The sequence below is a fragment of the Nocardiopsis lambiniae genome, from assembly GCF_031845465.1.
In the GTDB taxonomy this organism is placed as follows: domain Bacteria; phylum Actinomycetota; class Actinomycetes; order Streptosporangiales; family Streptosporangiaceae; genus Nocardiopsis; species Nocardiopsis lambiniae.
Window position 1 is genome coordinate 586,438 of sequence record NZ_JAVREP010000001.1, and the last position, 26,298, is coordinate 612,735.

Sequence of the window (26,298 nt, forward strand, 5' to 3'; positions counted from 1 at the left end):
GAGGAGAACCCGTCATGGGAAGCAGCCACTGGTCCACCGACGCCTACCACGCCCGCAAGGCCTACAACATGGCCGCCGGACGCAGCGACTTCGGCTACACCGACGACGTGCTGTCATCCGTCCCCCGCGCCGAGTGGAGGGTCCACGAGACGCTCGACCCCAAGGGCGTCACCCTCCGTGAGAGCCGCGACTCCGACGCCCACCCCGAGTCCCTGGCCATCTCGGTGCTGTTCGACGTCACCGGATCGATGGGGCGCGTCCCCCGTGTGCTCCAGGCCAAGCTGCCCTCGCTGTTCGGCCTGCTGCTGCGCAAGGGCTACGTGGAGCACCCGCAGATCCTGTTCGGCGGGATCGGCGACGCCACCTGCGACCGGGCGCCTCTCCAGGTCGGCCAGTTCGAGTCCGGCAACGAGCTGGAGGAGGACCTCGGCAACATCCTGCTGGAGGGCGGTGGCGGCGGCCAGGTCACCGAGTCCTACGAGCTGGCCATGTACTTCATGGCCCGGCACACCGCCATGGACTGCCTGGACAAGCGCGGCCGCAAGGGCTACCTGTTCCTCATCGGCGACGAGAAGGCCTACGGCAAGGTCAAGGCCCGCGAGGTGCGCGAGGTCATCGGCGACGACCTGTCCGAGGACATCCCGTTCCCGCGGATCCTCGCCGAGCTGCGGCACAGGTTCGAGGTGTACTTCATCATGCCGAGCGGCAGCAGCCACTTCACCAACGACGCGGTGCGGTCCTTCTGGGACGAACGGCTGGGCCAGAACGTCATCCACCTGGACGACCTGGGCGCGGTGTCGGAGACCATCGCGGTGACGATCGGCCTGTCCGAGGAGGCCATCGACCTGGAGGAGGGGCTGTCCGACCTCGCCGACGCCGGGTCGGACGCCGGTGACGTCGTGGGCAGGGCGCTGGCGCCGCTGGCCGGTCCGCGCGGCTCGATCGTGCGCTCGACCGGCTTGCCCGGCACCCGTGTCACGGCCCCCGGGACGGACCGGTTGTGAGCACCGGCCCGTGGGCCGACACCAACGCCGTCGTCGTCGACCTCGGGTTCGGCGACGCCGGCAAGGGTGTGACGGTCGACCTGCTGTGCGCACGGCGGCGCCACGGCGCCGTCGTGCGCGCCAACGGGGGCGCCCAGGCCGCCCACAACGTGGTGACGCCCGACGGCCGCCACCACACGTTCTCCCAGTTCGGGGCCGGGACCCTGGCCCCGGGCGGGCCGGTGCCCACGCACCTGTCCCGGCTGATGGTGGTGGACCCCTTCGCGCTGGCCGCCGAGGGCGCCCACCTGGCGTCCCTCGGCGTCGCGGACCCGTTCGCCCTGGTCACGGTGGACGAGCGGGCACTGATCGCCACCCCCTGGCACCAGGAGGCCAACCGGGTCCGCGAGCGGGCCCGGGGCGGCGACCGCCACGGATCGTGCGGGATGGGTGTGGGCGAGACGATGGCCTACGCCCTGGCCCGTACCGGGGACGCGCCCACGGTCGGCGACTGCCGCACACCCGCGGTGCTGCGCCGCAAACTGCACCGGCTGGTCGACCACCTGGACGCGCTCCGCCGCGAGCTCGGCGACGACACCCACGAACACCCGGACGTCGAGGACTGCGTCACGGCCTACGGGGGGTTCGCGCGGGGGGTGCGCATCGTGGACGAGACGTACCTGCCCGATCTGCTGGCCCGTGTCCCGGTCGTGTTCGAGGGCGCCCAGGGGGTGCTGCTGGACGAGTGGCACGGCTTCCACCCGCACACCACCTGGTCCACGACCACCACCGCGAACCCGCTGGCGCTGCTGGCCGAGGCGGGCCGCCCCGGCGACGCCCGCCGGATCGGGGTGGTACGCGCCTACACCACCCGGCACGGGGCGGGGCCGTTCCCCACCGAGGACCCGGCACTGGCCGGTCCGCTGCCCGAGCCGCACAACGGGACGCACCCCTGGCAGGGGGCGTTCCGGGTGGGCCACCTGGACCTGGCCGCCCACCGGTACGCCTTGGCCGCCACCGGCGGGGTGGACTCCCTGGTGGTGACGCACGCCGACAGCGCCGCCGCGGCCGGCGACCGGCTGCGCCGCTGCACGGGTTACACGGACCCGGCGGGGCGGCCCCTGGAACCCACCCCGGGCGACGCCCCGGCGCCGAGTCACCCGCTGCACCCGTCACCCGGCCGCCTCGACGCCCGCGCCGAGGCCCACCTGCGCCGCCAGGGGTCGCTGGCGAACGCCCTCGCGAGGGCCCGTCCCGTACTGGCCGGAGGGACCACCCCGCCCGAGGCGGTCGCCGAGGCCCTGGGAGTCCCGCTGGAGGCGGTGTTCTCCGGCCCGACGCGCTCCGACGCCCGGGTCGTCTCCCCGGCCTGAACGTCACCTGATCGTCGCCGTCCCCTGGGAGGCCCCGCCTCCGCGGCCTCCCGACCGCCGGCGCCCAGGGGCGTGTTCGCCCGCACGCCCGCGGCGGGCCGGTGCGCACGGCGACCTCGATCGCCGCCCGGCACAGGGGGCCGAGGGGTCCGGTCGGCGCGACGGTGTGCCGGGTGGACCGGTCGCGCCGGTCCGGCCGTCCGGGGTCATCACGGTCCTCGACACGGTCGGCCGACCTCAGATACCGGCGCGGGCCGCGCAGCGTTCGGCCCGCACCACCTCCAGGAGACGACCCACCCAGTTGCGCCCGCCGGCCCCGAGCCGTCCCCAGTAGGAGGGGGAGCCGATGTCGTCGTACAGGATCGTCCGGTCCCCGGTCGACAGCAGGAGTTCGGCGAGGTCGGGGTGCTGTTCGAACTTGGCGCGCAGCAGGCGGAGCATGACGGCGGTCCGCGCCCCGGCCCAGCCCCGCCTGCGCGGCGACTCCCGGCCCAGCCGGGCGGCCTGGTGGGGGTTCCCGGCCACGCGGACGATCTCCCGTCGCTCCGGGTCGTCGGTGGACAGGGCCCAGTAGGCGTGCGCGACCGTGGGGTACTCCGTCCCGTCGACGGTGACCGGGACGGGGAAGTCGTTGCGCAGCGCCAGGAGCCCGTGGTCCCGTGGACTCGTGGCGTCGAAGAAGCGCTGCTCCAGGACGAGCGCGCTCGCCCTCGGCTCCCCCGGGCCGTCGATCCCGTCGTCGGCGGGCGCGCGGGCGGCCCACGAGGCGCGCTCGGCGAAGTAGTCCAGGGCGTGCCCGTGCTCCTTCTCGGTGACGCGGGCGCCCGCGCCCCGGCCGGGAGGGGTCCCGCCCGGTCCGAAGGCCACGGCGACCAGGGGCCCGTCCTTGGCGTCCATGTCGCCCAGGACGTACCTCCGCTGCGTCTCGGGGATCTCCAGGTAGGCCGTGCGCAGGGCCGTCCGGCGCGTCTCGTCGGGTTCGGCGAGGAAGGCGTCCAGCGCCTCCACGCAGCGGTCGGAGGAGGTGGGTCGACCGTTGAGCTCCTCCACGGTGTCGCGGACCTCGGCCAGCAGGCAGTCGGCGTCGGTGTACGAGTACGGGTCGGCGAACCGCCACTCGGCCAGCCCGTGCGCGGAGGCCCCGGCCCCCTCCTCGAACTCCGTGGCCACCCACCCCGAGGCCAGCTTGTCGGCGAACTCCTCCAGGGTCACCAGACCCCAGCAGTCGACCAGTCCGTCGGCGTACACGACCAGCGACGTCAGGAAGTAGGTGTCCCCGTTGCGGATGAACGCGTGGCGGAGGCCTCCGGGGACCCGCTCGCCGTCGGACTCGCGGAAGGTGGGTCGTGTGATCGCCATGGGGGGCAGCCTAGCGATCCGCGCCGACGGCCCGAACGCCGGTGGCCGCACCCCTCGGGGTGCGGCCACCGGCGTGTCGACGGCGAGGCGATCAGCCGATCTCGGCCATGACCTCGTCGGGGATGTCGGCGTTGGTGAAGACGTTCTGGACGTCGTCGGAGTCCTCCAGGGCGTCCACCACGCGCAGGACCTTCCTGGCGGTCTCGGTGTCCACCGGGACCTCCATGGTCGGCAGGAAGCTGGAGTCGGCCGACTCGTAGTCGATGCCGGCCTCCTGGAGGGCGCTGCGCACCGGTACCAGGTCGGTGGCCTCGCAGACGATCTCGAAGGCTTCGCCGATGTCCTCGATCTCCTCGGCGCCGGCCTCCAGGACCGCCATGGTGACCTCGTCCTCGGTGGTGCCCTCCTTGGGCACGATGACGACGCCCTTGCGGTTGAACAGGTAGGACACCGAACCGGCGTCCGCCATGTTGCCGCCGTTGCGGGTGACCGCCACGCGCACCTCGGAGGCGGCGCGGTTGCGGTTGTCGGTGAGGCACTCCACGAGCAGGGCGACACCGCCGGGGGCGTAGCCCTCGTACATGATGGTCTGCCACTCGGCGCCACCGGCCTCCTCGCCGGATCCGCGCTTGCGGGCGCGCTCGATGTTGTCGAGCGGCACCGAGCTCTTGCGGGCCTTCTGGATGGCGTCGTAGAGCGTGGGGTTCCCGTCGGGGTCACCGCCACCGGTCCGCGCGGCCACCTCGATGTTCTTGATCAGCTTGGCGAAGAGCTTGCCGCGCTTGGCATCGATGACGGCTTTCTTGTGCTTGGTGGTGGCCCACTTGGAGTGGCCGCTCATGCGAGTCCTTTCACGATGTCGACGAAGAGGCGGTGGATGCGCGCGTCTCCGGTCAGTTCGGGATGGAAGGACGTGGCCATCAGGCCGCCCTGTCGTACGGCGACGATCCTACCGGCCTCGTCGGCGCCGGGGACTTCTCCGAGGACGGTGACGTCGGGGCCGACCGATTCCACCCACGGGGCCCGGATGAACACCGCGTCGAACGGCCCCCCGTCCAGGCCGTCGATGTCCACGGCCGTCTCGAAGGACTCGGTCTGTCGGCCGAAGGCGTTGCGCCGCACCGTCATGTCGATACCGCCGACGGTCCGCTGGTCGTCGGTGCCCCCCAGGATGCGGTCGGCCAGCATGATCATCCCGGCGCACGTCCCGTAGGCGGGCATCCCGGCGCGGATCCGTTTGCGCAGGGGCTCCAGCAGCCCGTACCGGACGGCCAGTTTGGACATGGTGGTGGACTCTCCGCCGGGGAGGACCAGACCGTCGATCGCGTCGAGTCGTTCCGGCGTGAGCACCTTGACGGTGTGCACGTCCAGGGAGTCCAGGACGCGCTGGTGCTCGGCGACGTCCCCTTGCAGGGCCAGGACACCGATGGTCGGTCTGTGGGTCACGTACGGCCTCACTCTGATGCGGTGGGAGAGGGCGAAGGGGGGCGCGGGGTCATGGCGTACGGGGCCCGGGCGGCCCGGGGGCCGCCCGGGGCGAGGATCCGCTACCAGCCGCGACCGGCGTAACGCTGGGAGTCCGCCAGCTCGTCCAGGTTGATGCCGACCATGGCCTCGCCCAGGCCGCGCGAGACACGCGCGATCACGGCGGGGTCCTCGTAGTGCAGGGTGGCCTGCACGATGGCGTCGGCGCGCTTGGCCGGGTCGCCGGACTTGAAGATGCCCGAGCCGACGAACACGCTCTCCGCGCCGAGCTGGCGCATGAGGGCGGCGTCCGCGGGGGTGGCCACACCGCCGGCGGAGAACAGCGGAACCGGCAGCTTGCCCAGCTCGGCCACCTCCTTGACGATGTCGTAGGGCGCGCGCAGTTCCTTGGCGGCGCCGAACAGCTCGGCCTCGTCCAGGGTGCCCAGGCGCTTGATCGCCGAACGGATGGACCGCATGTGGCGGGTCGCCTCGACGACGTTGCCGGTGCCGGCCTCGCCCTTGGAGCGGATCATGGCCGCGCCCTCGGCGATACGGCGCAGGGCCTCGCCCAGTTCGGTGGCGCCGCACACGAACGGCACCGTGAAGGCCCACTTGTCGATGTGGTGGGCCTCGTCGGCCGGGGTGAGGACCTCGGACTCGTCGATGAAGTCCACGCCCAGGGACTGGAGGACCTGCGCCTCGACGAAGTGGCCGATGCGGACCTTGGCCATGACCGGAATGGAGACGGCCTCGATGATGCCGTCGATCATGTCCGGGTCGGACATGCGGGCCACGCCGCCGTCCTTGCGGATGTCGGCGGGGACGCGCTCCAGGGCCATGACCGCGACGGCACCGGCGTCCTCGGCGATCTTGGCCTGCTCGGGCGTGACGACGTCCATGATGACGCCGTTCTTGAGCTGCTCGGCCATGCCTCGCTTGACGCGCTGGGTACCGACGGCGTTGTCGGAGGTGGGCGATGCGTTGTCAGCCACGGTGGTGGACTCCCGTCCCATCAGTGTTTCCAGGGGTTGGGTACGCCCGGGCGGCGGCAGGCCGCCGCACGCATGAGGATGCGCCGACGCCTCGGCGCCGCGCACCCTGGGTCTCCCGGACCACCATGGTAGTTCCCCCCGGTTCGGTGGGCTTTGGCCAGATCGGCGTTTTCGCGGGCCGGGGTCTTACATGGTGTCGGGTGAGGGCACGGGGACCGGGATGTCGGGGGGTCTGTCGTCGATCTCGTAGAAATCGGGCAACGGTGCCCCACCGGCCAGACGCAGCAGGCGTACGACCCGGGAGCGGCGCGCCCTGCGGGTGTCGGCCACGGCGGCGTTGTGGAAGACCCGCGCCAGGTGGACGCCCTTGGCGGCGGAGGCGACGTCGGGCAGGAGTGCGGTGATGTCCCCGGTCCGGAGGGCGGCGGTGGCCAGGGTGCGGCGCAATTCCCGGGACAGCTCGCTCTCGGTGGGCTCCTCCCCGTCGGCCGCGGTGACCGCGGCCCCCAGCTCCGCCCCGGCGGTCGGGCCGAGTTCCCGCGCGAGGTCCGCGGTGATCGCCCTGCGCCGTTCGAGCGCGGCCCGCAGCCCGGCGCGGGACAGGTCGACACGCCGGTGCAGCCGGTGCAGCCGGGTGGCCCGCCACGACGCGTAGAACCCGCAGGCGATCATCGTCAGGACCGCGCCGATGACGACGGACACCGCGAGGACGTCCTCGATCATGGCCCTTCCTCCCTTTCACCCCAGGGTACGGACCCGGTGAGGGCGACGACGCGCGGACACGCCACCGGAGCCCGGCCCCGGGTCGGGGACGCGCGATGGTGCGCGGTCACGTGTTCCCGCGCGATCCCGGTCCGGGCAGGAGGGCGGTGGCGTCCCCCGGCAGCACGGTCTCGTAGACGTGCACGATGTCGGCCGCGACGGTGTCCCAGTCGTAGGCGCGCACGGCCAGCCGGGCGGCCCGGGACAGCGCGTCCCGGCGCGCGGGGTCGTCGAGCAGGGCGTCGGCGCGGCGGGCCAGGTCGTCCGCGTCGCCCACGGCGAACGTCTCACCGGCGGCGCCCCCGTCCAGGACGGCCTCGAACGCGGGGATGTCGCTGGCCAGGATCGCGGCCCCGGCGGCCATGGCCTCGGTCAGGACGATGCCGAAGCTCTCCCCGCCGAGGTTGGGCGCGCAGAACAGGTCGGTGGAGTGGTAGGCGCGGATCTTGTCCGCGTCGTCGAGTCGGCCGGTCAGGACGACACGGTCGCGCAGCCGGTCGGGGACGGCGGCCAGGGCGGGTCCGGGGTCCCCGGGACCGGCCACCAGCAGGCGCAGCCCGGGACGGCGGGGGGCCAGCAGGGCGAACGCCTTGAGCAGTACGGCCAACCCCTTGCGGGGTTCGTCCAAACGCCCCAGGAAACCGATGGAACCGCCCTCGCCGGGGAACCCGGGCAGGGGCGGGGCGTCCGCGAAGCGGCGGACGGCCACCCCGTTGGGGATGAGCACGGCGTCACCGCCCATGTGTTCGACCAGGGTGCGGCGGGCCGCCTCGGAGACCGCGATGCGGGCGTGGATCTTCTCCAGGGCCGAACGCAGCGCGTGGGAGCCGGCCGCCATCGCACGCGAGCGCGGGTTGGCGGTGTGGAAGGTGCCCACGAGGGGCCCCTCCGCGACCCAGCAGGCCAGCAGGGAGACGCTCGGCGCGGCGGGTTCGTGGATGTGCACGACGTCGAAGTCGCCTCGGGTGATCCACTTGCGGACCCGGGCGGCGGTGCGCGGTCCGAAGCTGAGCCGGGCCACCGACCCGTTGTAGGGCACGGGGACCGGCCGACCGGCCGGGACCAGGTGGTCGGGGAGTTCGACGGGCCGGTCGCCGACCGGGGCCAGGATCGACACCTCGTGCCCTCGCGCGATGAGGGCGTCGGCGAGGTCGCCGACGTGCTGCTGGACCCCTCCGGGGACGTCCCAGGAGTAGGGGCAGACCAGACCGATCCGCATGCCCATGACCTACCGGCCCCGTCCGCCCCGGTGTTCCAGGGACCGCAAGGCGGCCTCCGTCTCCCGCCGGTGGCGGCGGATCCGGTCGTCGTCCTGGTCGCGGCTGAAGATCGGTTGGAGCATGTGCCAGTCCTCGGGATGCTCGGCGATGGCGCCCTCGAAGACCCGGACCAGTTCCCGGGTGGTGCGATGGACGCGTTCCGAGCGGTGCGAGCCGTCGGCGATCGGGATCTCGTCGTGGACGCGGATGTTCCAGTACGGTCCGTCGTACCACAGGGAGACCGGCATGAGGGCGGCGCCGGTGTTCATCGCCAGTGCGGCCGGGCCGGTGGGAACGCGGGCGCGCTCCCCGAACAGGTCGACCTCGACGCCGGTGCCGTTGATGTCACGGTCGGCGAGCAGGCACACCAGTCCGCCCGCGCGCAGGCGGCGGGCCAGGGTGGCCACGGTGTCGGCGCCGCCGGTGAGCGGCAGCACCTCCATGCCCAGGGATTCCCGGTGCGCGGTGAAGCGCCGGTACAGACCCTCGGGGCGCAGGCGTTGGGCGACGGTGGTCAGCGGGGTGCCGCGCAGGGTGATCCACGCCCCGGCGTGGTCCCAGTTGCCCATGTGGGGCAGGGCGGCGACGACACCGCGCCCCTCGGCGACGGTCTTCTCCAGGACCTCGATCCCGGTGGCGCGGGTGTTGCCGAGGATGTGTTCGTCCGACATGGCCGACAGGCGGAACATCTCGTAGTAGTAGCGCATGTAGGAGCGCATGCCGGCGCGGGACAGGGCGCGCAGTCGGGCCTCGGTGGCCGTGGGCCCGAGCAGTCGGCGCAGGTTGCGCTCCAGACCGCGGGTGCCCTCGTCGTGGGCGCGCCAGGAGCGGTCGGCGATGCCGCGGAACACCGCCCGCCCCACGCTCTCGGGGGCATGACGGACGGCCGACCATCCGGCGGCGTAGGCCAGCTCGGCCACCCGTTCGTCCACGTCGTCCCCTCGCTCTCTTCTAGCGCTGGTTCCCGGACGTCGGCTCGGCGGCGCCCTCGTCGGTGTCCCCGTGCCCGATGTCGCGGGCGTCCTCGGCGAAGGCGGTGTCGGCCTCCGCGGTCTCCTCTTCTTCCTTCCGGATCCGGTCGGCCTCGTTGAGGCGGGCCCGCGTCTCCAGGAGGCGTTGGAGGATGGTGAGGAGGCTCATACCCGCCAGCACCCACAGGCCACCGGCCAGGACGTAGGGGACGCCGAACCCGCTGAGTGCCACCGAGACCAGGATGACGATGAGGCGTTCGGTGCGTTCGGCGACGCCGACGTCGCAGTTGACGCCCAGGCCCTCGGCGCGGGCCTTGATGTAGGACACCATGAAGCCGCTGATGAGGCAGAACAGGGTGAGGCCAGCGAGCAGCGGGTCGTCGCCGTCGGCGATGAACCACCACAGCAGTCCGGCCAGGATGGCCGCGTCCGCGATGCGGTCGAGACTGGAGTCCAGGAAGGCGCCGAACGCGCTCTCGGCGTCCTTGGCGCGGGCGACCGCGCCGTCGAGCATGTCGAAGAGCACGAAGACGGTGATGACCACCGAACCGGCGTAGAACTCCCCGCGCGGATAGAAGTAGAGGGCACCCGCCACGACGCCGGTGGCGCCGAGGATGGTGACGATGTTGGGGGTCAGGCCGATGCGGGCCAGGCTCCGACCGAGCGGAGCGGTGACCCTGGAGACCATGGGACGAAGGATTCTCAGCATGTCGTCTAGTGCACCCTCCCTCGGCGAACGCCGGGGGATTCCTGACGTACGCGGCGTTTCGCGGACAGAAGGGTCCGCGATCCGTGCGCGATCGACGTCGTCCGGGTCGGCACCGGCCCGGATGTCTGGAGTTCTGGGAGGTACCGCTCGTGCGCGTGCTCGTTGTCGCGCACGGCGACGATCCTAACAGTCGGTCGGGGAACGGCGATTCGTCGCGAACGGCGCGCCCCCGCGCCCGTCGGACGGACCGGGGGGACGCGGGGTCCCACGGGGCCGGCGGCCATCACTCGCCGGGCCAGTGCCCGGCGACCCTGGCCCGGGTCTGCTCCAGGAGTTCGGGCAGCACCTTGGTGTGCCCGATGACCGGCATGAAGTTGGTGTCGCCACCCCAGCGGGGGACGATGTGCTGGTGCAGGTGGGCGGCGATGCCGGCGCCGGCCGCCGCGCCCAGGTTCATGCCCACGTTGAAGGCGTGGGGCCGGTAGGCGGCGGTGAGCGCCCTGATGCCCTCCTGGGTGAGGGTCGCGACCTCGGCGGTCTCCTCCTCGTCGAGGGAGGTGTACTCCGACACGTGCCGGTAGGGGCACACCAACAGGTGCCCGCTGTTGTAGGGGTACAGGTTGAGGACGACGTAGGCGCTCTTGCCGCGGCGCACCACCAGGCCCTCGGGGTCGCCCAGTCCGGGGGCGCGGCAGAAGGGGCAGCCGTCCTCGGGGCGCGATCCGGTGGGTTTGCCTTCGCCCTTGATGTAGGCCATGCGGTGCGGGGTCCACAGCCGGTCCCACCCGTCGGGGTTCCCGGTGCCCGCGCCGGGGGCCTCGCCCCGGTCCTGTCGACCGCTGTCGGAACCGTCCGCCATCGCCCGTCTCTCCCCCTCGTCCACGTGCCCTGTCCGCCGCTCCAGCATAGAAGCGCCCGGGGGCGGCCGGGCGCGGCCGGGGCCGTCACAGGTCGAGCAGGGTGCGCAGATGGCGCGGCGGCGGGGAACCGTGGGCGAGCATCGCGTCGTGGAGCGCCCGCTCGGACGCGCCCGGACGGGCGACGGCCAGATCGCGGGCGATGTCGGCGACCTCCGCGTGGCCGACGTAGTGGGCGGACGGTCGGGCGCTGGTCACCTGGGCCCGGCGCCACGTGCCGGCCGCCCGGCCCTCCTCCTGGTGGCCGCGGTCCATGAGCAGTGTCATCGCCTCGGCCTCGGTGAGGTCGCCGGTGTGCAGGCGCACGTCCAGGATGGCGTTGAGGATCATCCGCAGCCGCGTCTTGAGCCGCGCCAGGCGCAGGACCGTGTCGGCGGCCGGGTCGCCGGACCATCCGTGGCGGGCCAGCAGTTCCTCGGCGTAGACCGCCCAACCCTCCACGAAAGGGCCGCTCCGCAGCGCCCGCCCGACCCGGGTGGCGCCCTCGTGCCGGGCGGCGTGGGCGAGCTGGAGGGCGTGGCCGGGCATGGCCTCGTGGATCATGAGGTCGCGCAGCAGGCCCGCGTTGTACTCGCGGAAGAACGACGCCCGGCGGCGGGCGGACCACTCCTCCGGGGGCGGGGACACCGCGACGCGGGTCGGCCTGCGCCCGCCCCGGGGGTCGAGCGGGCCGGGCGGTTCGCAGCGGGCGACGGTGGTCCCGCGCCGTGCCCGGGACATGGGGGCGAGCTCGACGGGGTCGTCGTACACCGTGACCAGGTCCAGTTCGCGCACCCGGCGGTCCAGGAAGGCGAGCGCCTCCTCGCAGAGCGGTCGGACCGTGGCGTCGTCGGTGGCGTTCTCGGAGGCCACCCTGGCCAGGGCCTCGGCCGCCAGGCCGGGACCGGGCGGCCGACGCAGGTACGCGGAGGCGATGTCGGCGATGGCCTCCTCGGTGGCGATCAGGTCGCTCTCGGCGCGGACCAGCAGCGCCTCGGGGGACAGTTCGGAGTCGAGGGTGTACCAGAGCCGCGCGGCGAAGACCCGCTCCCCCAGGCGGGGGTCGGCGGTGGCGTGCTCCAGCCGCCCGCTCAGCCACTCGCCGTGTTCCTCCACGGCCACCAGGGCCGCCTCCAGGGCGTTCTCCAGGTCCGCGGGAGCGATGTCGGGTTCCCGGGCCGCCAGGGCCGGCACGGCGTCGTCGAGCAGCGTACGGGCGCCCTCCAGCCGGGCGAGCGCGGTCTCCACGTGCACCCGGGACATGCCCGGCCCCGATTCCAGGCGTTGACGGGCGACGGCCAGGTACTCGGGCAGTGCGGAGCAGCGGGCGGCCAGCGCCCGCAGCCGGTCGGCGAGCGGGAGCAGGTCGCGTTCGAGGAGCGGGAGGAGGGCCTCGCCCGGCGAGTACGCCAGGGGGTCGTGGGACAGGGGGCGCGGCTCGGTGGTGCGCCACAGGTCCGCGCTCACCCGGGAGCGCAGCACCTCCAGGTCGACCCGGTCCCCCGGGGACAGCACGTCGTCGTCGATGTCGTCGAGCGAGCCCAGGGCATCGATGAAGAGCCGCACGCGTCGCGCGTCGGCCTCCTCGGAGTGGTCGGACAGGCGGTCCGCGCCGCGCGGGTCCCCCAGCTCCAGGGCCCACTCCGGGCTCTCGTCGAGAAGGGCGTCGAGCACGCGCTCGGCGACCTCGCGGAAACGGCGGGTCATCGCCCCGGGGTCCGGCTGGGAGGAAGAGCTCATCCGGCCATGATGCCAGGCAGCACGGAAGCCCGGTTCCCGTACCACGGGAACCGGGCCGTGCACTGTGCGGGACCCCGGCCCTTGCGGTCCTCCGCTAGCGCCAGGAGTTCTGGCCGCCGGTGGAGGTGGGCTGTCCTGCGGCGCCCTCGGGGTCCCCCACCGTGATGGCGTGCTCGACGAGGGTGATGAGCGTCGACTTGGTGGAGGCCCTGTCACGGGCGTCCACCTGGACGATCGGAATCTCCGGGCTGAGCGTGAGCGCGTCCCGGACCTCGTCCGCGGCGTGGGGGTAGTACCCGTCGAACCCGTTGACCGCCACGATGAAGGGCAGACGCGCCTCTTCGAAGTAGTCGATCGCGGGGAAACAGTCCGCCAGGCGGCGGGTGTCCACCAGGACCACGGCGCCGATGGCACCCTTGACCAGGTCGTCCCACATGAACCAGAACCGGTGCTGTCCGGGGGTGCCGAACAGGTACAGGATCAGGTCGGAGTCGAGCGAGACACGACCGAAGTCCATGGCGACGGTCGTGGTCTGCTTGTCCGGCGTCTTGGCGAGGTCGTCGACCCCGACGCTGGCGCTGGTCATGACCGCTTCGGTGGTCAACGGCACGATTTCGGAGACGGAGCCCACGAATGTCGTCTTCCCGACACCGAAGCCCCCGGCGACGACGATCTTGACCGACGTCATCGCGTTCCCCCCAGCACCGCCTTCCTCGGCCGGGCTAGAGCTTGCGAAGTCCACTGAGCACCCTTTCAAGCAGGTTGGTGTTCGGGCGGGCGTCGTTGTTGAGCGAAGACCTGATCTGGACCAGTCCCTGCTCGGACATGTCCGCCACAAGCACCCGCGCCACGCCGAGCGGCATCCGCAACAGCGCGGAGATCTCCGCCACGGAACGCCATTCCCGGCACAGGTCGCTGATCGCCTGCCATTCGGGCGTCAGCGTCCCCGACTCGTTGAGGGCCGTCGTCGTCGTCGAGATCAGAGCTTCGAGGGGAAGCTGTGACTTCGGCTTGGTACGGCCCTTGGTCACCGCGTAGGGGCGGACCAGTGAACTGGGTGCGCTGCCCGCCGCGGATCGTTGATCGTACGGTTGTTGGATAGGTCGGGGAACATCTCCGCCGCCCGGAACCGCCGGAATCCCCCCGGTGGGGGGACCGCCCGGCTGTTGTCCGAACCACGAGGCGCTCCCGGCATCTCTACTGTGAGGTGCCACCACTTCCTCCTGTCGGTGGTGGATCAGTGGATTCCCGAGGTGCGCGCCGCTGGTGTCAGCGCCCGCCCCGCCCGCTCGACGAGCAGGGTCATCTCGTACGCGACCAGACCGAGGTCGCTCTCCGCGGAGGCCAGGACCGCCAGACAGGAGCCGTCGCTGATGGCCATGATGAGCATCAGCCCCCGCTCCATCTCCACGACGGTCTGGGCGACCGCTCCACCCTCGAACACCCGGGCCGCGCCCTGGGTCAGGCTGGACAGACCGGAGGCGATCGCCGCCAGCTGGTCGGCCCGGTCGGCCGGGAAGCCCGCGGACGCCGCCAACGGAAGACCGTCGGACGAGACGACGATCGCGTGGGCGACATCGGGTACACGGTCGGCAAAGTCAGTGATCAACCAGTTGAGTTCATTCACCTGTCGACTCATCTGATCTCCTGTCCAAGTTCGCCGGCTGGTCTCTTCGGCACTGCTACCGCCGGCACGGCATGTGACAGCACTGCCTCTGCAACTGCCCGGACCCTCCCGTGGGGGTGGCCGGGAGCCTGGTGTTCGATTCTCTTCGAGCGACGGGTGTGACGCGTCCGAGAAGCTCGGTAGATGCTATTGCATCCCGCCTCCTGGAATAAGAGGCACCCCGTCCCGCCGTTGTCCACCGCGATCACCCCTCCATCGGTCCGTCGCCGAGGCGGCTGCGACCCTCGCGGACGCCCTTCTGGAAGCCCGAGAACCGGTTGCGGACGCGATCCGCGCTGCGGGCCGGCATCTGCTTGAAGTTCTCCGGCTTGGGCGCGGTCCCCGGAACAAGGTTTGCCTTGGGAACCCGTTTTGGCAAGCCCGAGGTGGTCAATCCACCGGCGATGGGCTCTGCGGCGGAACGGGCCGCCTTCCATCCGCGGTCGGCGGCGGAGTTCCACTCCTGCTCCGAACGGGTCTCGGGGGCGGCCTCCCGAGGCTGGGAGGCCACGGGGGCGGCCGGGGCCGCGGGCGCGGCGGGCGGGGCCACCGGGGCCGCGGGCGCGGGCGTCGGCGCCGGGGTGGCGGGCGTGGGCGCCGCGGGCGGGACCTGACGGATCGGACCGGTCTCGGTGGTGTCCACGGTGGGTCCGCCCGTACGGCGACGGAACCAGTTGGACTCGATGGCGTCGAAGATCGGGAGCGAGTCGCTCTCCTCGCCCGCCGGGGTCGGCGGCACCACCGTGTTGCCGGCCGAGCCCTGGGCCGCGCCGTAGCGACGGGAGAGGTAGGCCGTGGAGCCGTAGCCCTCACGGCTCTCGCCCGCGCCGTTGCCCGAGCGCCAGGAACCGGTGTCGTTCGCGGCCGGGGTCTCCTGCTGCTGCGCGCCGGTGGTCCAGTCCGTGGTGGACGGGGCCTGGGCGGACGGCGAGGAGATCGCCGGGAACGTCTCGGTGTCGGGCTCGTTGCGCGGCTCCTCGCGAGGGACGTCACGGCGGTGGTCGCCCGCGTCGGACCGGGAACCGGTGCCGGCGTAGGGGTCCGCCGGGGCCGCGGGACGCTCGGTGCGTCCGCCGCTGAAGGCGTCGTAGGCGTCGGGCTCGGGCCGGCGGAACGCCCCGGTGTCGGTGGTGGGCCGGCGGAACGCCCCGGTGTCGGCCGGACGCTCGAAGGCGCCGGTGTCCACGGGCCGGCTGAAGGAGCCGGTATCGGTGGAGCGGTCGACGGGACGCTCGAAGAGGGACCCCGTGGCCTCCTCGCGCGGCGCCGGGTCGAAGAGGCTGCGACCGGTGCCCTCGGGCGCGGGGGCCTCCTCCTCCGGGGTGTCGTAGGGGTCCACGACCCGGCGGTGGGTGCCGGTCTCACCGGACAGGGCGTCGGAACCGCCACCGGTGGCCCAGGTGTCCGAACCCGTGCCGTTGCCGTTGCCCCAGACGTCGAAGCTCTCGCCGTTCTTCGCGGTGTTCCAGAGGTCCTGGCCGCTGGGCGGGTGCTCCTCGCGGGCGGTACCGCCGGGCTGCCGCTTGGGCAGGCCGGCACCGAGGTCGGCGCCGGTGGCCTGGCCCTGCCAGGCGTCGGTCGGCTCGGGAGCGGCGGGGCCGGAGGCGAAGGCCGCCTCGGCGTCGGCGTAGGTGTTCGGCGCGCCGGAGGCCAGCTCCAGGCGGCTGTCCGCACCGCCGAGGGAGTGCTGGCCCTCGACCGGGGTGATGAGCAGGTCCGGCGGGATGACGACGATCGCGGTGGTGCCGCCGCCGTGGGCCTCCTTCAGGTGCATCCTGATGCCGTGGCGGTGGGCCAGGCGCGAGACCACGAACAGACCCATGCGGCGCGAGACCGCGACGTCGATGACCGGCGGGGAGGCCAGGCGGGCGTTGATCGCCGCCAGGTCCTCGGCGGCCATGCCGATACCGCTGTCGGTGACGTCCACCTGGACGCCGCCGTTGTCGAGGGTCTTGGCGCTGACCAGGACCTCGGTGTCGTGCGGGGAGAACGAGGTGGCGTTCTCCACCAGCTCGGCGACGAGGTGGATCACGTCGTTGACCGGGCGGCCGAGCACGGAGATGTGCGAGGGGGCGCGCACGTTGACGCGCTCGTACTGCTCGACCTCGGAGACCGCGCCGCGCAGCACGTCGACCAGCGGGACCGGCTGGGCCCACTTGCGGGTGTTGTCCTGGCCGGAGAGGACGAGGAGGTTCTCGTTGTTACGACGCATGCGCGTCGCGAGGTGGTCGAGCTGGAACAGGTCGGAGAGGCGGTCGGAGTCCTGCTCGGACTGCTCCAGACCGTCGATGAGGCGCAGCTGCCGTTCCACCAGGGTCTGGCTTCGGCGGGACAGGTTGACGAACATCGCGTTGACGTTGCTGCGCAGGGCGGCCTCGTCGGAGGCAAGGGTCAGGGCGACGCGGTGGACGTCGTCGAAGGCCCGGGCCACCTCGCCGATCTCGTCGTGCGTGTCGACCTCGATCGGGGTGACCTTGACGGTCTCCGGAACGGTGCCGGCCTCCTGCATCCGGTTGATGGCGTCCGGCAGGTCGCGCTCGGCGACGCGGCGGGCACCGTCCTCCAGGGTGCGCAGGGGGCGCACCAGGGAGCGGACCACCAGGGAGGTGAGGACGAAGACGGCCAGGAGCACGCCCGCGACGACGACGAGGTCGATCAGGGCGCGGGCCAGAGCCTCGCCGCGCAGGTCGGAGGCGTCCTCGCGGATGCCCTCGGCGATCTGTTCCTCGACGGTCTGCAACTTCCCGAGGGCGATGCCGGCGATGTTCCGGTAGTCCTCGGGGCCGTCGTTGGAGGTCACACCGCTCAGTGCCGCGTCGCGGGCGGCGCGGTACATGACGCGCATGCGCATCGTGGAGACCTGGCTGACCTCCAGACCGGTGAAGTTGTCGTCGAAGATCTCGCGCTGCTCCGAGGAGGCGGCCTGGATGAAGTTGGAGATCTCGTTGTCGTAGCGCGCGCGGCTGGAGTCGATGGCCTCGGAGATGCCACCGGTCATCGAGTCGCGGACGAGCGAGTGGCCCATCAGCGCGGTCTCGTAGGACAGCTGGTCCCGGGCGTTGGACAGCGCGGTGAGCGTGCGCACGCTCTCGCGCAGTTCGGTGTCACCGGTCTCGTCGGCGATCGTCTGGTTGAACTCGGTGAGCGACCGGGTGATCGTGCGGTACTTGGTGACGACCGGCAGCACCGTGATGCGGGTGTCGTCGACCTCCTCGCGCAGCGGGTCCAGGGTGGAGAGCTGGGTCCGCATGCCGTTGAGGCGGGTGTTGGCGAGCGTGCCGTCGACCTCGCCCATGTCCTCCAGGCTCGCGGTGAGCCGCTGCTGGAGGTCGCGGGTGGCGGCGCGCTCCTCCTCCAACTCCTGGCGCATGTCGTCGGAACGACGTGCGGGGTCGGGGTTGTCGGAGATGTAGACCGCGCTGGCGCTGCGCTCGCGGCCGAGCTGGTTGGCCAGCTGCACGATCAGGACGCCGACCTCGGCGCGGTCCTCGATGTGCGCGTGGGTGACCGTGGAGACCGCGGCCTCGTAGACCCGCAGACCACCGAGGGCGAGCGCCACGGCGGTGGGAATGACGATGAGGGCCACCAGGCGGGAACGTACCCGCCAGTTACGTGGCCGCCACCAATCGGGGCTGCGCTGGGGCGCGGCATCGGCGTGTTCGGCCTGCGCTGCCTCGCTTCGCGCACCGGCCCCGTTTTTCGTCGCTCGTGTCGACACGGACCCTCGCAACCTTTCGTGTCACCGTTGTGAACGGCTGTCGGTACCCAGGGCCGACCGCTCCGGCCCGAGAGGCTCTCGGGCGCATCGGCATGGACCACTGGTGGCCACCGAACCGGTAAGCGGTGGGGAATGTGGGGAGATGTGAAGACTGTCCGCCGGACTCGCCTGGGAGGAGAGAGTCGCCCACCCGACCAAAGAGTTCCAGCGGGTGCGCGTGCGGTGGATAGCGTATCAATGGGGGCGAAGGGATCGATGCGGCCGTTCGAGGCCCGCGGAGCCCGATCATCCCTGGCCACCCGTCATCATAATGCCTCCTATGTCGGCATTATGACCAATTTTCCAGGTCAGACACGGGGACCGAAACCCGATCGGGCGTTCGGGTAACTTTTTGGACACACCATCAGCTTCCCCGTCAAGGTCACCTCGACATGACATCGTGACACTACGTATACGCAGGTCCGGGGGAGGAAGCGGGGATGTGCGCCGCATTGCGCCCAGAAATGAACACTCTGAGTAATGACCGAAAAGCGGAACGTTCTGCCAGGTCATTCCGGGGGTCTATCCCAGGGTTCACCTTTTCGGTCAAAAACGCCCTGCCCTTGGGGATTGTCACCCTCGTGATCCTCTCCTGCCCCACCCTCGCCACCGCGGACCCCGGGCCCGCCGACCCCCGCGTCGAACTCGCCGCCCTGCGCGCCGACCTGGAGGTGATGCGGGAGGAGGCCGGCGAGAAGATCGAACGCTACGTGGAGGAGAGCGAGCGTCTGGAGGAACGCGCCGAGAGCCGTGCCGCGGCCGAGGAGCGCGCCGAGGAGGCGCTGGAGCACGGGGAGTCGTCGCGGTCGGCCGTCGCACGGCAGGCGGCGGCCGTGTACAAGGGCGCCGACCTGTCCCCCGTCCGAGCCCTGTTCGGCGTGGACGGCCCGGCCGGAATGCTCGACCTCGCCGCCGACCTGACCCTGCTCGGCGATCACCGCGCCACCGAACTGGCCCGGGCCGAGGCGGCCGGGGTCGCCGCCGAGACCCTCTCCGAGACCGCCCGCGCGGCCGAGCGCGATCAGGAGAGGGCGCTCGGAAGGGCCCGGACCGCGCGCGAGGAGGCCGAGGCCGCGATCCTGGCCCAGGAGGAGGCCCTGCGGGACCTGCTCGCCGAACAGACCCGCCTGGAGGCCCGCTCCTCCGGGAACGCCGAGAACGGGGAGGCCGGGAGTCCCCGCCGGAACCGGACCACCCCGTGGACCCCCGGCACCGAGGCCGGGGGGCGCCCGGAGGACACGGAGGCCGGGGCCGGGGACCGGGCGGTCTGCGCCGGGGGAGACGTCGGCGCTCACGGGAACGGCCGTATCCCCGAGTCCCTGCTGTGTCCGCTCCCCCAGCCCGGGGAGCGGCTGCGCGCCGACGCCGCCGCGGCCTTCGTCGAACTCGACGCCGCCTACCGGGAACGGTTCGGCCGTGCGATGTGCGTGGCCGACTCCTACCGGCCCTATCACGAGCAGGTGGCCCTGTTCCAGCAGATGTCGCCCGGCATGGCGGCCCGGCCCGGAACCAGCACGCACGGGAAGGGGCTGGCCGTCGACCTGTGCGGGGGCGTGAACGTCCTGGGCGGCGCCGAGCACGAGTGGATGCTCGCCCACGCGCCGGCCCACGGTTGGGACAACCCGCCCTGGGCGCGCGGCGGCTTCGAGCCCTGGCACTGGGAGTTCACGCCGTGAGGGCGGACCGGACCGAGGCGGTGCGGGGATTCGGGAAGAGCGCGCCTCAGACCTGGGAGCCGACCCTGACCTCGTAGGAGCCCAGCTCTCCGAGGTCGATGAAGACCTCGTCCCCTTCGGTCAGCGGTCCCGTCGCCACCGGCAGTCGAGCGCGGACCCGACCGGGCTCCACGGCCCACCACGGGTCGTCGAGGTCCATCGTGGCGCGCCCGCGTTCGCGGCCGTCGACCTCCACGGAGGCCTCCAGCGCGGTGATCCGCTCGTCCGCCGTGGTCAGGACGGGGCCCAGGGCCAACAGGACGGGTTCTCCCGCGGCGTCCGACCACAGGCAGGCGGGCGTACGGGCGTCGACCCGTCCCGGACCGCCGGCGATGGCGGCCAGGCCCACACGGGCGCTGTGAGCGGCGGCGGGGACCGTGTCGTCGACGGCTCCGACCAGTTCCGGGGGGATCGCCCGGAGGTCATCGCCGGAAAGGACCGTGATCGGGGTGGTCGGGACGAGCGGGGCGCACATGCGCGCCTCCCACTCGACGATGATCTCGATCGGCGCGCGGCGGGTGCTGCGCAGCACCTCCACCAGTTCCGGGATCCCCGCGGCCAGCAGCTGGGCCATCCCTCGGGGGTCGGGAACGCCCAGTACGTCGCCGTCCTCCAGCGCGCCGACACGCTCACCGCCACCGCTCGGCGACAGGTAGGTCACCCAGCGCACCGCACCCTCCTCGATCCCTCGCGCGCGTCCGTACGCGCGCGTCCACCGCCGACCTCAGAGCGCCACGGTCGGGCTGTGCTCCTTGCCCGTGCCCGCGCACCCTCGGCACGGCTCGTCGATCCGGAGCCATACGATGATCCCATTGGCGTCCCGGTGCGGTCGCTCCGGGCACCACCAACCGGTCCCCGAGCAGAACCGGCAGTCGAGGCCGTCCCGGTCGCACCATCCGCACGAAGAGATCGCACACCGGGTGTGCGTCGGTTCCCGCATCGGATTCATGCGCCCCCACCGTCTCCCGCGAAGTCGCGACCAGCCTTGCACATGCATCTGCACACGTCCACCCACCGGGGCGATCCGGGGGCGGACGCGACCGGTACCGGCCTTCCACGGGCCGGGGGCCGGTCAGGCGGACTCGCGCGTCACCAGGTGGGTGGCGAGGATGATGGTCTCGGATCCGGAGACGCGCGGGATGGCGACGTCGACGAGCAGGCGCGCCATCTCCCGGCCCATCTGGACCGTGGGCTGGTGGACGGTGGTGAGCGCCGGGTCGCTGTGCTGGGCCATGAGGGTGTCGTCGTGACCGATCAGGGCGATGTCGTCGGGCACCCGCAGCCCGCGCGAGCGCAGGACCCGCAGGCCGCCGATCGCCATCATGTCGGAGGCGACGAAGATCGCGTCGGGTTCGGCCCCGCCGTCGAGCAGACGCTCCATGGCCCGTGCGCCGCCCTCGACGCTGAAGTCGCCCTGGACGACGAACCGGTCGTCGATGTCGAGTCCGGCCTCGGCCATCACCCGCTGGTAGCCGCGCAGACGCTCCACACCGGCGTTCATGTCCAGGGGGCCGCTGATCGTGGCGATCCTGCGGTGTCCCTGCTCCAGGAGGTAGCGCACGGCCTGCTCGGCGCCGCCGACGTTGTCGATGTCGACGCAGAAGGGCGCGGGCTGCTCCGGGGAGTGGGGGCGCCCGCCGTGCACGACCGGCACGCCCGCCGACGCCAGGCGCTCGGACAGCGGGTCGTCGCGGTGCAGGGAGACCAGGAGCGCGCCGTCCACGTGGAAGCCGCTGAGGTAGTCACCGACCCGCTTGTGCTCGATCTCGCTGCGCGCGGTGGTGAGCATCAGCTGGAGGTCGCGCTCGTGCAGGACGGAACTGACCCCGCGGATGATGTCGGCGAAGAACGGGTCGGAGAAGAGTCGGTCCCGAGGTTCGGACACCACCAGGGCGATGGTGTCGGTGCGCCGGGTGACCAGCGTGCGGGCGGCCTGGTTGGGGCTGTAGCCCAGTTCGGCGATCGCGTTGTGCACCGCCTCCCGGGTGCGCGGGCTCACCTGGGCCGATCCGTTGATCACCCGGGAGACGGTCCCGCGGCCGACACCGGCCCGTTCCGCCACCATCTCCAGGGTCGGACGTCGCCGACCGCCGTCACCGCTCTTGGCCACTTCGCATGCTCCCTCTGGGAAGAATCGTGTGCCGCCGCGGCCGGACTGCACGGGCCGCGGCGGCTCCGGATACGTCGCCCCCTCACGGGGACGACCTACCTGTTCTAGCGCTCCGGGAACCGTCCCGTGGCCGCCAGACGGGAGTACCAGTCACCGCTGTCCTTGACCGTGCGCACCTGCGTGTCGTAGTCGACGTGCACGATCCCGAAGCGGCGGGAGTATCCCCAGGCCCACTCGAAATTATCCAGAAGGGACCAGGCGAAGTAACCGCGCAGGGGCACCCCGGCGTGGATCGCCTCCTTGGCGGCCCGCAGATGGCCCTCGTAGTAGTCGAGCCGGTCGGTGTCGTGGACCCGGCCCTCCTCGGTCACGGTGTCCTCGAAGGCACAGCCGTTCTCGGTGACGTACAGGTCGATGCCGCCGCTCTCCCCCGCCAGGCGGAGCAGGACGTCGTACATGCCGGTGGGGTCGATCTCCCAGCCCATGTGGGTGACGGGGAGTCCCTGGGAGACGTGCACCTCCTCGGGGTCGGCGCCGAGCCAGGCCCCGCCCTCACCACTGACCAGCGCCGGGTCCAGGCCCTTGGCGGAGGCCGCGACGAACTCGGGCGAGTAGTAGTTCACCCCGAGGAAGTCCAGGGGCGCCGAGGTGATCGACAGGTCCTTGTCGGCGATGAAGGAGAAGTCGCTGGTGGAGGCGAGGTCCTCCAGCACGTCGGCCGGGTAGACCCCCTTGAGCAGGGGGTCGGTGAAGATCCGGTTGCGCACGCCGTCGGCGCGTCGGGCGGAGCGGGCGTCGGCCGCGCTCGGCCCGTGGGGGCGGATGACGGCCTGGTTGTGCGCGAGCCCCACCCGGGAGGGGTGTCCGGTGGAGCGGATCGCGTCCGCGGCCAGACCGTGCCCGAGCAGCAGGTGGTGGGCGGCGGCCAGGGCCGCCGCGTCATCGTGGTGACCGGGCGCGTGGTGACCGTTGTGGTAGCCGAGGAAGGCCGAGCACCAGGGCTCGTTGATGGTCATCCAGTTCACGACCCGGTCGCCGAGGGACTCGGCGACGACCTGGGCGTAGTCACGGAACCGGTAGGCGGTGTCGCGGGCGGGCCAGCCGCCGGCGTCCTCCAGGGGCTGGGGCAGGTCCCAATGGTAGAGGGTGGCCCAAGGCTGGATCCCGGCCTCCAGCAGGGTGTCGACCAGCCGGTTGTAGAAGTCCAGGCCCGCCTGGTTGACCGTGCCGCTCCCCTCGGGGAGGATGCGCGGCCAGGCGATGGAGAACCGGTAGGCGCCCAGGTTGAGCCGGCGCATGAGCGCGACGTCCTCGGCGTAGCGGTGGTAGTGGTCGTCGGCGGGGTCGCCGGTGTCGCCGCCCAGGACCTTGCCGGGGGTCTCGGCGAAGGTGTCCCAGATGCTCCGGCCGCGGCCGTCGGCGGTGGTGGCGCCTTCGATCTGGAACGAGGCGGTGGCCGCCCCCCAGAGGAAGCCCTCGGGGAAATCGTTTTGATGGCTCACTTGTTCGGTACGCACCTTCCATGACGAGGGGACATCGCGTATGGGAGCGCTCCCATAAAACAAGCAGACGGAGCACCTTGTGTCAATCGACGAAAGCCGCCCCGAAACCCAACCGTTACGCGCGCGGGGCGCGGATCGGACCCGCGCCCCGTGCGTCGACGATCCCCCTAGTCGGGGGAATCGGAGGTGCCGGGCTCCTCCACCACCCTGTCCCCGCGGACCGGGAGGACGATCCCCTGCCAGCGCTCCTCCATGAAGTCGTGCACCTCCGGGCCGTGCAGGAGTTCGTCCAGGCGCACGATGTCCTCGGCCCCCACGTCCTCCGACCGCACCACCAACCCGTTGGCGTACGGGTTGTTCTCGGTGCTCTCCCAGGCCAGCGTGTTGGCCGTGTTCGGCAGATCGGCGTCCAGGGCGTAGTTGCCGTTGACCACGGCCGCGTCCAGGTCCTGGAGCGAACGCGGCAGCTGGGCCGCCTCCACCGGGGTGACGGTGACGTCCAGCGGACCGTCCTCGATGTCGTCGATCGTGGGCACGCCCTCCGTGTCCTCGGCCAGCGTGATCACGTCGGCGGAGGCCAGCAGGTGCAGGGCCCGCCCCATGTTCGAGGCGTCGTTGGGCACCCCGATCTCGGCGCCCTCGGGCAGATCGGCCAGATCGGAGACGTCCTCGGAGTAGATGCCGAACGCCTCCAGGTGGACGTCCGAGACGTAGCTCAGGTCGACGTCGTCGTTCCCCGCCAGGTACTCCTCCAGGAACGGCACCGTCTGGTAGTAGTTGGCGTCCAGTTCGCCCTCGGCCAGGGCGGCGTTGGGCTGGTTGTAGTCGGTGTACTCGACGATCTCCAGGCGCAGTCCGGCGTCGGCGGCCAGGTTCTCCTCGACGAACTCCAGGATCTCGGCGTGCGGGGTGGGGGTGGCGCCGACGCGCAGCGGGGTGAGCCCCTCCTCGTCGGTCCCCTCCCCCGCCCGTTCGCTGGGACTGCCGCAGGCCGCCGTCAAAGCCACGACCATCGCCACCGCACCGACACCGCGCGGCACCCGCCCCCTGGGCGTCCCCGCCCTGTGGTTCCCGGTCATCGTGTCTCCATTCCCAACGGTTCGAACAACATCTCGGGTGCGGGGGAGGGAGGGGGTGCGCCCGCCCGGGCGGGCGGGCGCGATCAGCGTCGGGCCAGTCGGCGCACCACCAGGTCGCCCAGGCTCTGGGCCGCCTGCACGATGACGATGAGGAGGATGACGGTGGCCCACAGGTAGTGGTCGTTGAACCGCTGGTAGCCCTCGCGGATGGCCAGGTCGCCCAGACCGCCCCCGCCGATGGCGCCCGCCATCGCCGAGTAGGAGATGAGGGCGACCACGGTCATCACCAGACCGGCGATGAGACCGGGCAGGGCCTCGGGAAGCATCACCTTGCCGACGATCGTGGACTTACGGGTGCCCATCGCGTGCGCGGCCTCGACGACCTCGCGGTCCACCTCCCGCAGGGAGGTCTCCACCAACCGGGCGAAGAAGGGGATCGCGCCGATGCTCAGGGGAACGATCGCCGCCGTCGGACCCAGGGTGGTGCCGACGAGGAACCGGGTCAGCGACAGCACCGCCACCATGAGGACGATGAACGGCAGGGAGCGACCGACGTTGACGACGGCGCTCAGCACGGCGCGCACCACCGGAGCGGGGGTGAGACCGCCGCGGTCGGTGGTCACGAGCAGCACGCCCAGCGGCAGACCGAACAGGACGCTGAAGATCGTCGCCCAGAGCACCATGTAGACGGTGTCCTGGGTGGCCAGCCACAGGCTGGGCCACATGTTCGGCCAGTCCCGCACGAAGGCGACGAGCGCGTCCCAGGGGCCGCCCGCGTCGGCGGCGGAGGCCAGGAAGAGGATGTCGGTGGGGTTCGCGATCACTTTCCGGCCTCCTCGACCAGCAGGCCGTGCTCGGACAGGTAGGTCAGGGCCTCGTTCCGGCGGGAGCCGCGGACCTGCACGCCCAAACGGCCCACGGACTGCCCGGCCACCTTCTCCACGCCACCGCCGAGGATGTTGACGTCGACGTCGAACCGGCGGGTGAGCTCCGACATGAGGGGCTCGTCGAACGAGCGGGGGTAGGTCACGACGACCGCGTCCTCCCCGCCGATGTCCGGCAGCGGGAAGAGGGAGCGTGCCAGCAGCGAGCCGGGGGTGCCGATGAGGTCGAGCACCCGGCCCGACTCGCGGAACACGCCGTTCTCCATGATCGCGGCGGAGTCGCAGATCTTCTTGATCACGTCCATCTCGTGGGTGATCAGCAGGATCGTCAGTCCCAGCTCATCGCGCAACCGGCGCAGCAGGGCCAGGATCGAGTCGGTGGTGGCGGGGTCCAGCGCCGAGGTGGCCTCGTCGCTCAGCAGTACCCGCGGGGCGGAGGCCAGCGCGCGGGCGATGCCCACGCGCTGCTTCTGACCACCGGAGAGCTGGGAGGGGTAGGCCCGGGCCTTGTCGCCCAGACCCACCAGCTCCAGGAGTTCGCCCACGCGCGCGCGCCGGGCGGCCCGGTCGACCCCGGCGATCTCCAGGGGGAAGCCGACGTTGCCGGCGACGGTGCGCGAGGAGAGCAGCGCGAAGTGCTGATGGACCATGCCGATTCCGCGCCGGGCGGCGCGCAGGCGGGCACCGCGCAGGGAGGTGAGCTCCTCCCCGGCGACGGTGACGGTCCCGGAGTCGGGGCGTTCCAGCAGGTTGACCGACCTCAGCAGGGTGCTCTTGCCCGCGCCGCTCTGTCCCACGACACCGAAGATCTCGCCGGACTCCACGTGCAGGTCGACCCCGTCCAAAGCGGTCACCCGGTGTCTCTTCAACCTGTAGACCTTGTGCAGGTCCACTGCGTCAATCACGGTCTTCCCATCGACGTTGGTCACGGCGCCCGGCGGCGGACGGGCGCGAGGAATCTCGACGTGGGATCGACGCCCACGTCAGAGCGTACGGAGCGGCCCCGGACCGGGTGGAGGCGACGCGCCGGGATGGGCGGTGCGGCGGTCGGGGTGCGGAAGGTCCTCGAAAATT

General features: G+C 72.0%; 23 protein-coding genes. 3 read left to right on the top strand and 20 right to left on the bottom strand.

What is annotated here, in order from left to right; translation table 11 throughout:
- Positions 1 to 14 precede the first annotated feature (14 nt).
- Together RM479_RS02640 and RM479_RS02645 are read left to right on the top strand one after the other, a co-directional pair.
- On the top strand, positions 15 to 1,004 hold the full coding sequence (locus RM479_RS02640; RefSeq protein WP_311510099.1) for a hypothetical protein: 990 nt from the start codon (positions 15 to 17) through the stop codon (positions 1,002 to 1,004).
- The gene (locus tag RM479_RS02645; RefSeq protein ID WP_311510100.1) at positions 1,001 to 2,356 is read left to right on the top strand and encodes an adenylosuccinate synthetase; all 1,356 of its coding nucleotides are present in this window, start codon (positions 1,001 to 1,003) and stop codon (positions 2,354 to 2,356) included. Before RM479_RS02640 ends, RM479_RS02645 begins: the two co-directional genes overlap by 4 nt.
- A gap of 237 nt (positions 2,357 to 2,593) precedes the next feature.
- On the opposite strand, the gene RM479_RS02650 is transcribed toward RM479_RS02645, so the two are convergent.
- From RM479_RS02650 to RM479_RS02715, 14 genes are all read right to left on the bottom strand, one after another.
- Positions 2,594 to 3,715 (bottom strand): NADAR family protein, encoded by a 1,122-nt coding sequence (locus tag RM479_RS02650; protein ID WP_311510101.1) that lies wholly within the window; start codon positions 3,713 to 3,715, stop codon positions 2,594 to 2,596.
- Positions 3,716 to 3,806: 91 nt separating this feature from the next.
- Positions 3,807 to 4,556 carry a YebC/PmpR family DNA-binding transcriptional regulator gene (locus RM479_RS02655; protein WP_274807760.1) on the bottom strand — a complete coding sequence of 250 codons (750 nt, stop codon included), beginning with the start codon at positions 4,554 to 4,556 and terminating at the stop codon, positions 3,807 to 3,809.
- Positions 4,553 to 5,161, bottom strand: coding sequence for a pyridoxal 5'-phosphate synthase glutaminase subunit PdxT (gene pdxT, locus RM479_RS02660; protein WP_311510102.1), 609 nt, complete (start codon positions 5,159 to 5,161; stop codon positions 4,553 to 4,555). The genes RM479_RS02655 and pdxT overlap by 4 nt, the downstream gene beginning before the upstream one ends.
- Before the next feature lie 101 nt (positions 5,162 to 5,262).
- Positions 5,263 to 6,174 (bottom strand): pyridoxal 5'-phosphate synthase lyase subunit PdxS, encoded by a 912-nt coding sequence (pdxS, locus tag RM479_RS02665; RefSeq protein ID WP_311510103.1) that lies wholly within the window; start codon positions 6,172 to 6,174, stop codon positions 5,263 to 5,265.
- A 186-nt stretch (positions 6,175 to 6,360) separates the two neighbouring features.
- Positions 6,361 to 6,897, bottom strand: coding sequence for a hypothetical protein (locus RM479_RS02670; protein WP_311510104.1), 537 nt, complete (start codon positions 6,895 to 6,897; stop codon positions 6,361 to 6,363).
- Between the two features lie 106 nt (positions 6,898 to 7,003).
- Positions 7,004 to 8,155 carry a glycosyltransferase family 4 protein gene (locus RM479_RS02675; RefSeq protein ID WP_397221140.1) on the bottom strand — a complete coding sequence of 384 codons (1,152 nt, stop codon included), beginning with the start codon at positions 8,153 to 8,155 and terminating at the stop codon, positions 7,004 to 7,006.
- A 9-nt stretch (positions 8,156 to 8,164) separates the two neighbouring features.
- A complete protein-coding gene (locus RM479_RS02680; protein ID WP_311510106.1) occupies positions 8,165 to 9,127 on the bottom strand; it encodes a phosphatidylinositol mannoside acyltransferase in 963 nt (320 codons plus the stop codon).
- A 19-nt stretch (positions 9,128 to 9,146) separates the two neighbouring features.
- Positions 9,147 to 9,854, bottom strand: coding sequence for a phosphatidylinositol phosphate synthase (gene pgsA, locus RM479_RS02685; protein ID WP_311510426.1), 708 nt, complete (start codon positions 9,852 to 9,854; stop codon positions 9,147 to 9,149).
- 304 nt (positions 9,855 to 10,158) lie between these two features.
- Complete coding sequence (locus RM479_RS02690) at positions 10,159 to 10,734, bottom strand: HIT family protein (RefSeq protein WP_311510107.1); 576 nt, start codon at positions 10,732 to 10,734, stop codon at positions 10,159 to 10,161.
- A gap of 85 nt (positions 10,735 to 10,819) precedes the next feature.
- Positions 10,820 to 12,478 carry a DUF885 domain-containing protein gene (locus tag RM479_RS02695; protein ID WP_311510427.1) on the bottom strand — a complete coding sequence of 553 codons (1,659 nt, stop codon included), beginning with the start codon at positions 12,476 to 12,478 and terminating at the stop codon, positions 10,820 to 10,822.
- Between the two features lie 127 nt (positions 12,479 to 12,605).
- A complete protein-coding gene (locus RM479_RS02700; protein WP_274807752.1) occupies positions 12,606 to 13,199 on the bottom strand; it encodes a GTP-binding protein in 594 nt (197 codons plus the stop codon).
- Between the two features lie 34 nt (positions 13,200 to 13,233).
- Positions 13,234 to 13,650 carry a DUF742 domain-containing protein gene (locus RM479_RS02705; RefSeq protein WP_370634665.1) on the bottom strand — a complete coding sequence of 139 codons (417 nt, stop codon included), beginning with the start codon at positions 13,648 to 13,650 and terminating at the stop codon, positions 13,234 to 13,236.
- 98 nt (positions 13,651 to 13,748) lie between these two features.
- Positions 13,749 to 14,150 carry a roadblock/LC7 domain-containing protein gene (locus RM479_RS02710; protein WP_274807750.1) on the bottom strand — a complete coding sequence of 134 codons (402 nt, stop codon included), beginning with the start codon at positions 14,148 to 14,150 and terminating at the stop codon, positions 13,749 to 13,751.
- 232 nt (positions 14,151 to 14,382) lie between these two features.
- Positions 14,383 to 17,763, bottom strand: coding sequence for a sensor histidine kinase (locus tag RM479_RS02715; RefSeq protein WP_311510108.1), 3,381 nt, complete (start codon positions 17,761 to 17,763; stop codon positions 14,383 to 14,385).
- A gap of 734 nt (positions 17,764 to 18,497) precedes the next feature.
- On the opposite strand from RM479_RS02715, the gene RM479_RS02720 reads away from it, so the two are divergent.
- Positions 18,498 to 19,610: a M15 family metallopeptidase gene (locus RM479_RS02720; RefSeq protein WP_311510109.1), complete on the top strand. Its 1,113-nt coding sequence runs from the start codon at positions 18,498 to 18,500 to the stop codon at positions 19,608 to 19,610.
- Positions 19,611 to 19,656: 46 nt separating this feature from the next.
- Here RM479_RS02720 and RM479_RS02725 read toward each other — a convergent pair whose 3' ends face one another.
- From RM479_RS02725 to RM479_RS02755, 6 genes are all read right to left on the bottom strand, one after another.
- Positions 19,657 to 20,319, bottom strand: coding sequence for a hypothetical protein (locus tag RM479_RS02725; RefSeq protein WP_311510110.1), 663 nt, complete (start codon positions 20,317 to 20,319; stop codon positions 19,657 to 19,659).
- 402 nt (positions 20,320 to 20,721) lie between these two features.
- Complete coding sequence (locus RM479_RS02735; protein ID WP_311510112.1) at positions 20,722 to 21,759, bottom strand: LacI family DNA-binding transcriptional regulator; 1,038 nt, start codon at positions 21,757 to 21,759, stop codon at positions 20,722 to 20,724.
- Positions 21,760 to 21,863: 104 nt separating this feature from the next.
- Positions 21,864 to 23,261: a GH1 family beta-glucosidase gene (locus RM479_RS02740; protein ID WP_311510113.1), complete on the bottom strand. Its 1,398-nt coding sequence runs from the start codon at positions 23,259 to 23,261 to the stop codon at positions 21,864 to 21,866.
- A 167-nt stretch (positions 23,262 to 23,428) separates the two neighbouring features.
- Positions 23,429 to 24,340 (bottom strand): MetQ/NlpA family ABC transporter substrate-binding protein, encoded by a 912-nt coding sequence (locus RM479_RS02745; protein ID WP_397221145.1) that lies wholly within the window; start codon positions 24,338 to 24,340, stop codon positions 23,429 to 23,431.
- Positions 24,341 to 24,423: 83 nt separating this feature from the next.
- Positions 24,424 to 25,164, bottom strand: a complete 741-nt coding sequence (locus RM479_RS02750; protein ID WP_397221147.1) for a methionine ABC transporter permease — start codon at positions 25,162 to 25,164, stop codon at positions 24,424 to 24,426.
- A complete protein-coding gene (locus tag RM479_RS02755) occupies positions 25,161 to 26,117 on the bottom strand; it encodes a methionine ABC transporter ATP-binding protein (RefSeq protein WP_311510431.1) in 957 nt (318 codons plus the stop codon). Before RM479_RS02755 ends, RM479_RS02750 begins: the two co-directional genes overlap by 4 nt.
- Between the last annotated feature and the right edge of the window lie 181 nt (positions 26,118 to 26,298).

What these genes read in the sequence shown, in the direction of transcription:
- RM479_RS02640 (WP_311510099.1), top strand. Translation starts at nt 15, where the DNA reads ATGGGAAGCAGCCACTGGTCCACCGACGCCTACCACGCCCGCAAGGCC.
- RM479_RS02650 (WP_311510101.1), bottom strand. Translation starts at nt 3,715, where the DNA reads ATGGCGATCACACGACCCACCTTCCGCGAGTCCGACGGCGAGCGGGTC.
- RM479_RS02655 (WP_274807760.1), bottom strand. Translation starts at nt 4,556, where the DNA reads ATGAGCGGCCACTCCAAGTGGGCCACCACCAAGCACAAGAAAGCCGTC.
- RM479_RS02670 (WP_311510104.1), bottom strand. Translation starts at nt 6,897, where the DNA reads ATGATCGAGGACGTCCTCGCGGTGTCCGTCGTCATCGGCGCGGTCCTG.
- RM479_RS02675 (WP_397221140.1), bottom strand. Translation starts at nt 8,155, where the DNA reads ATGCGGATCGGTCTGGTCTGCCCCTACTCCTGGGACGTCCCCGGAGGG.
- pgsA (WP_311510426.1), bottom strand. Translation starts at nt 9,854, where the DNA reads ATGGTCTCCAGGGTCACCGCTCCGCTCGGTCGGAGCCTGGCCCGCATC.
- RM479_RS02690 (WP_311510107.1), bottom strand. Translation starts at nt 10,734, where the DNA reads ATGGCGGACGGTTCCGACAGCGGTCGACAGGACCGGGGCGAGGCCCCC.
- RM479_RS02695 (WP_311510427.1), bottom strand. Translation starts at nt 12,478, where the DNA reads ATGACCCGCCGTTTCCGCGAGGTCGCCGAGCGCGTGCTCGACGCCCTT.
- RM479_RS02700 (WP_274807752.1), bottom strand. Translation starts at nt 13,199, where the DNA reads ATGACGTCGGTCAAGATCGTCGTCGCCGGGGGCTTCGGTGTCGGGAAG.
- RM479_RS02710 (WP_274807750.1), bottom strand. Translation starts at nt 14,150, where the DNA reads ATGAGTCGACAGGTGAATGAACTCAACTGGTTGATCACTGACTTTGCC.
- RM479_RS02745 (WP_397221145.1), bottom strand. Translation starts at nt 24,340, where the DNA reads ATGACCGGGAACCACAGGGCGGGGACGCCCAGGGGGCGGGTGCCGCGC.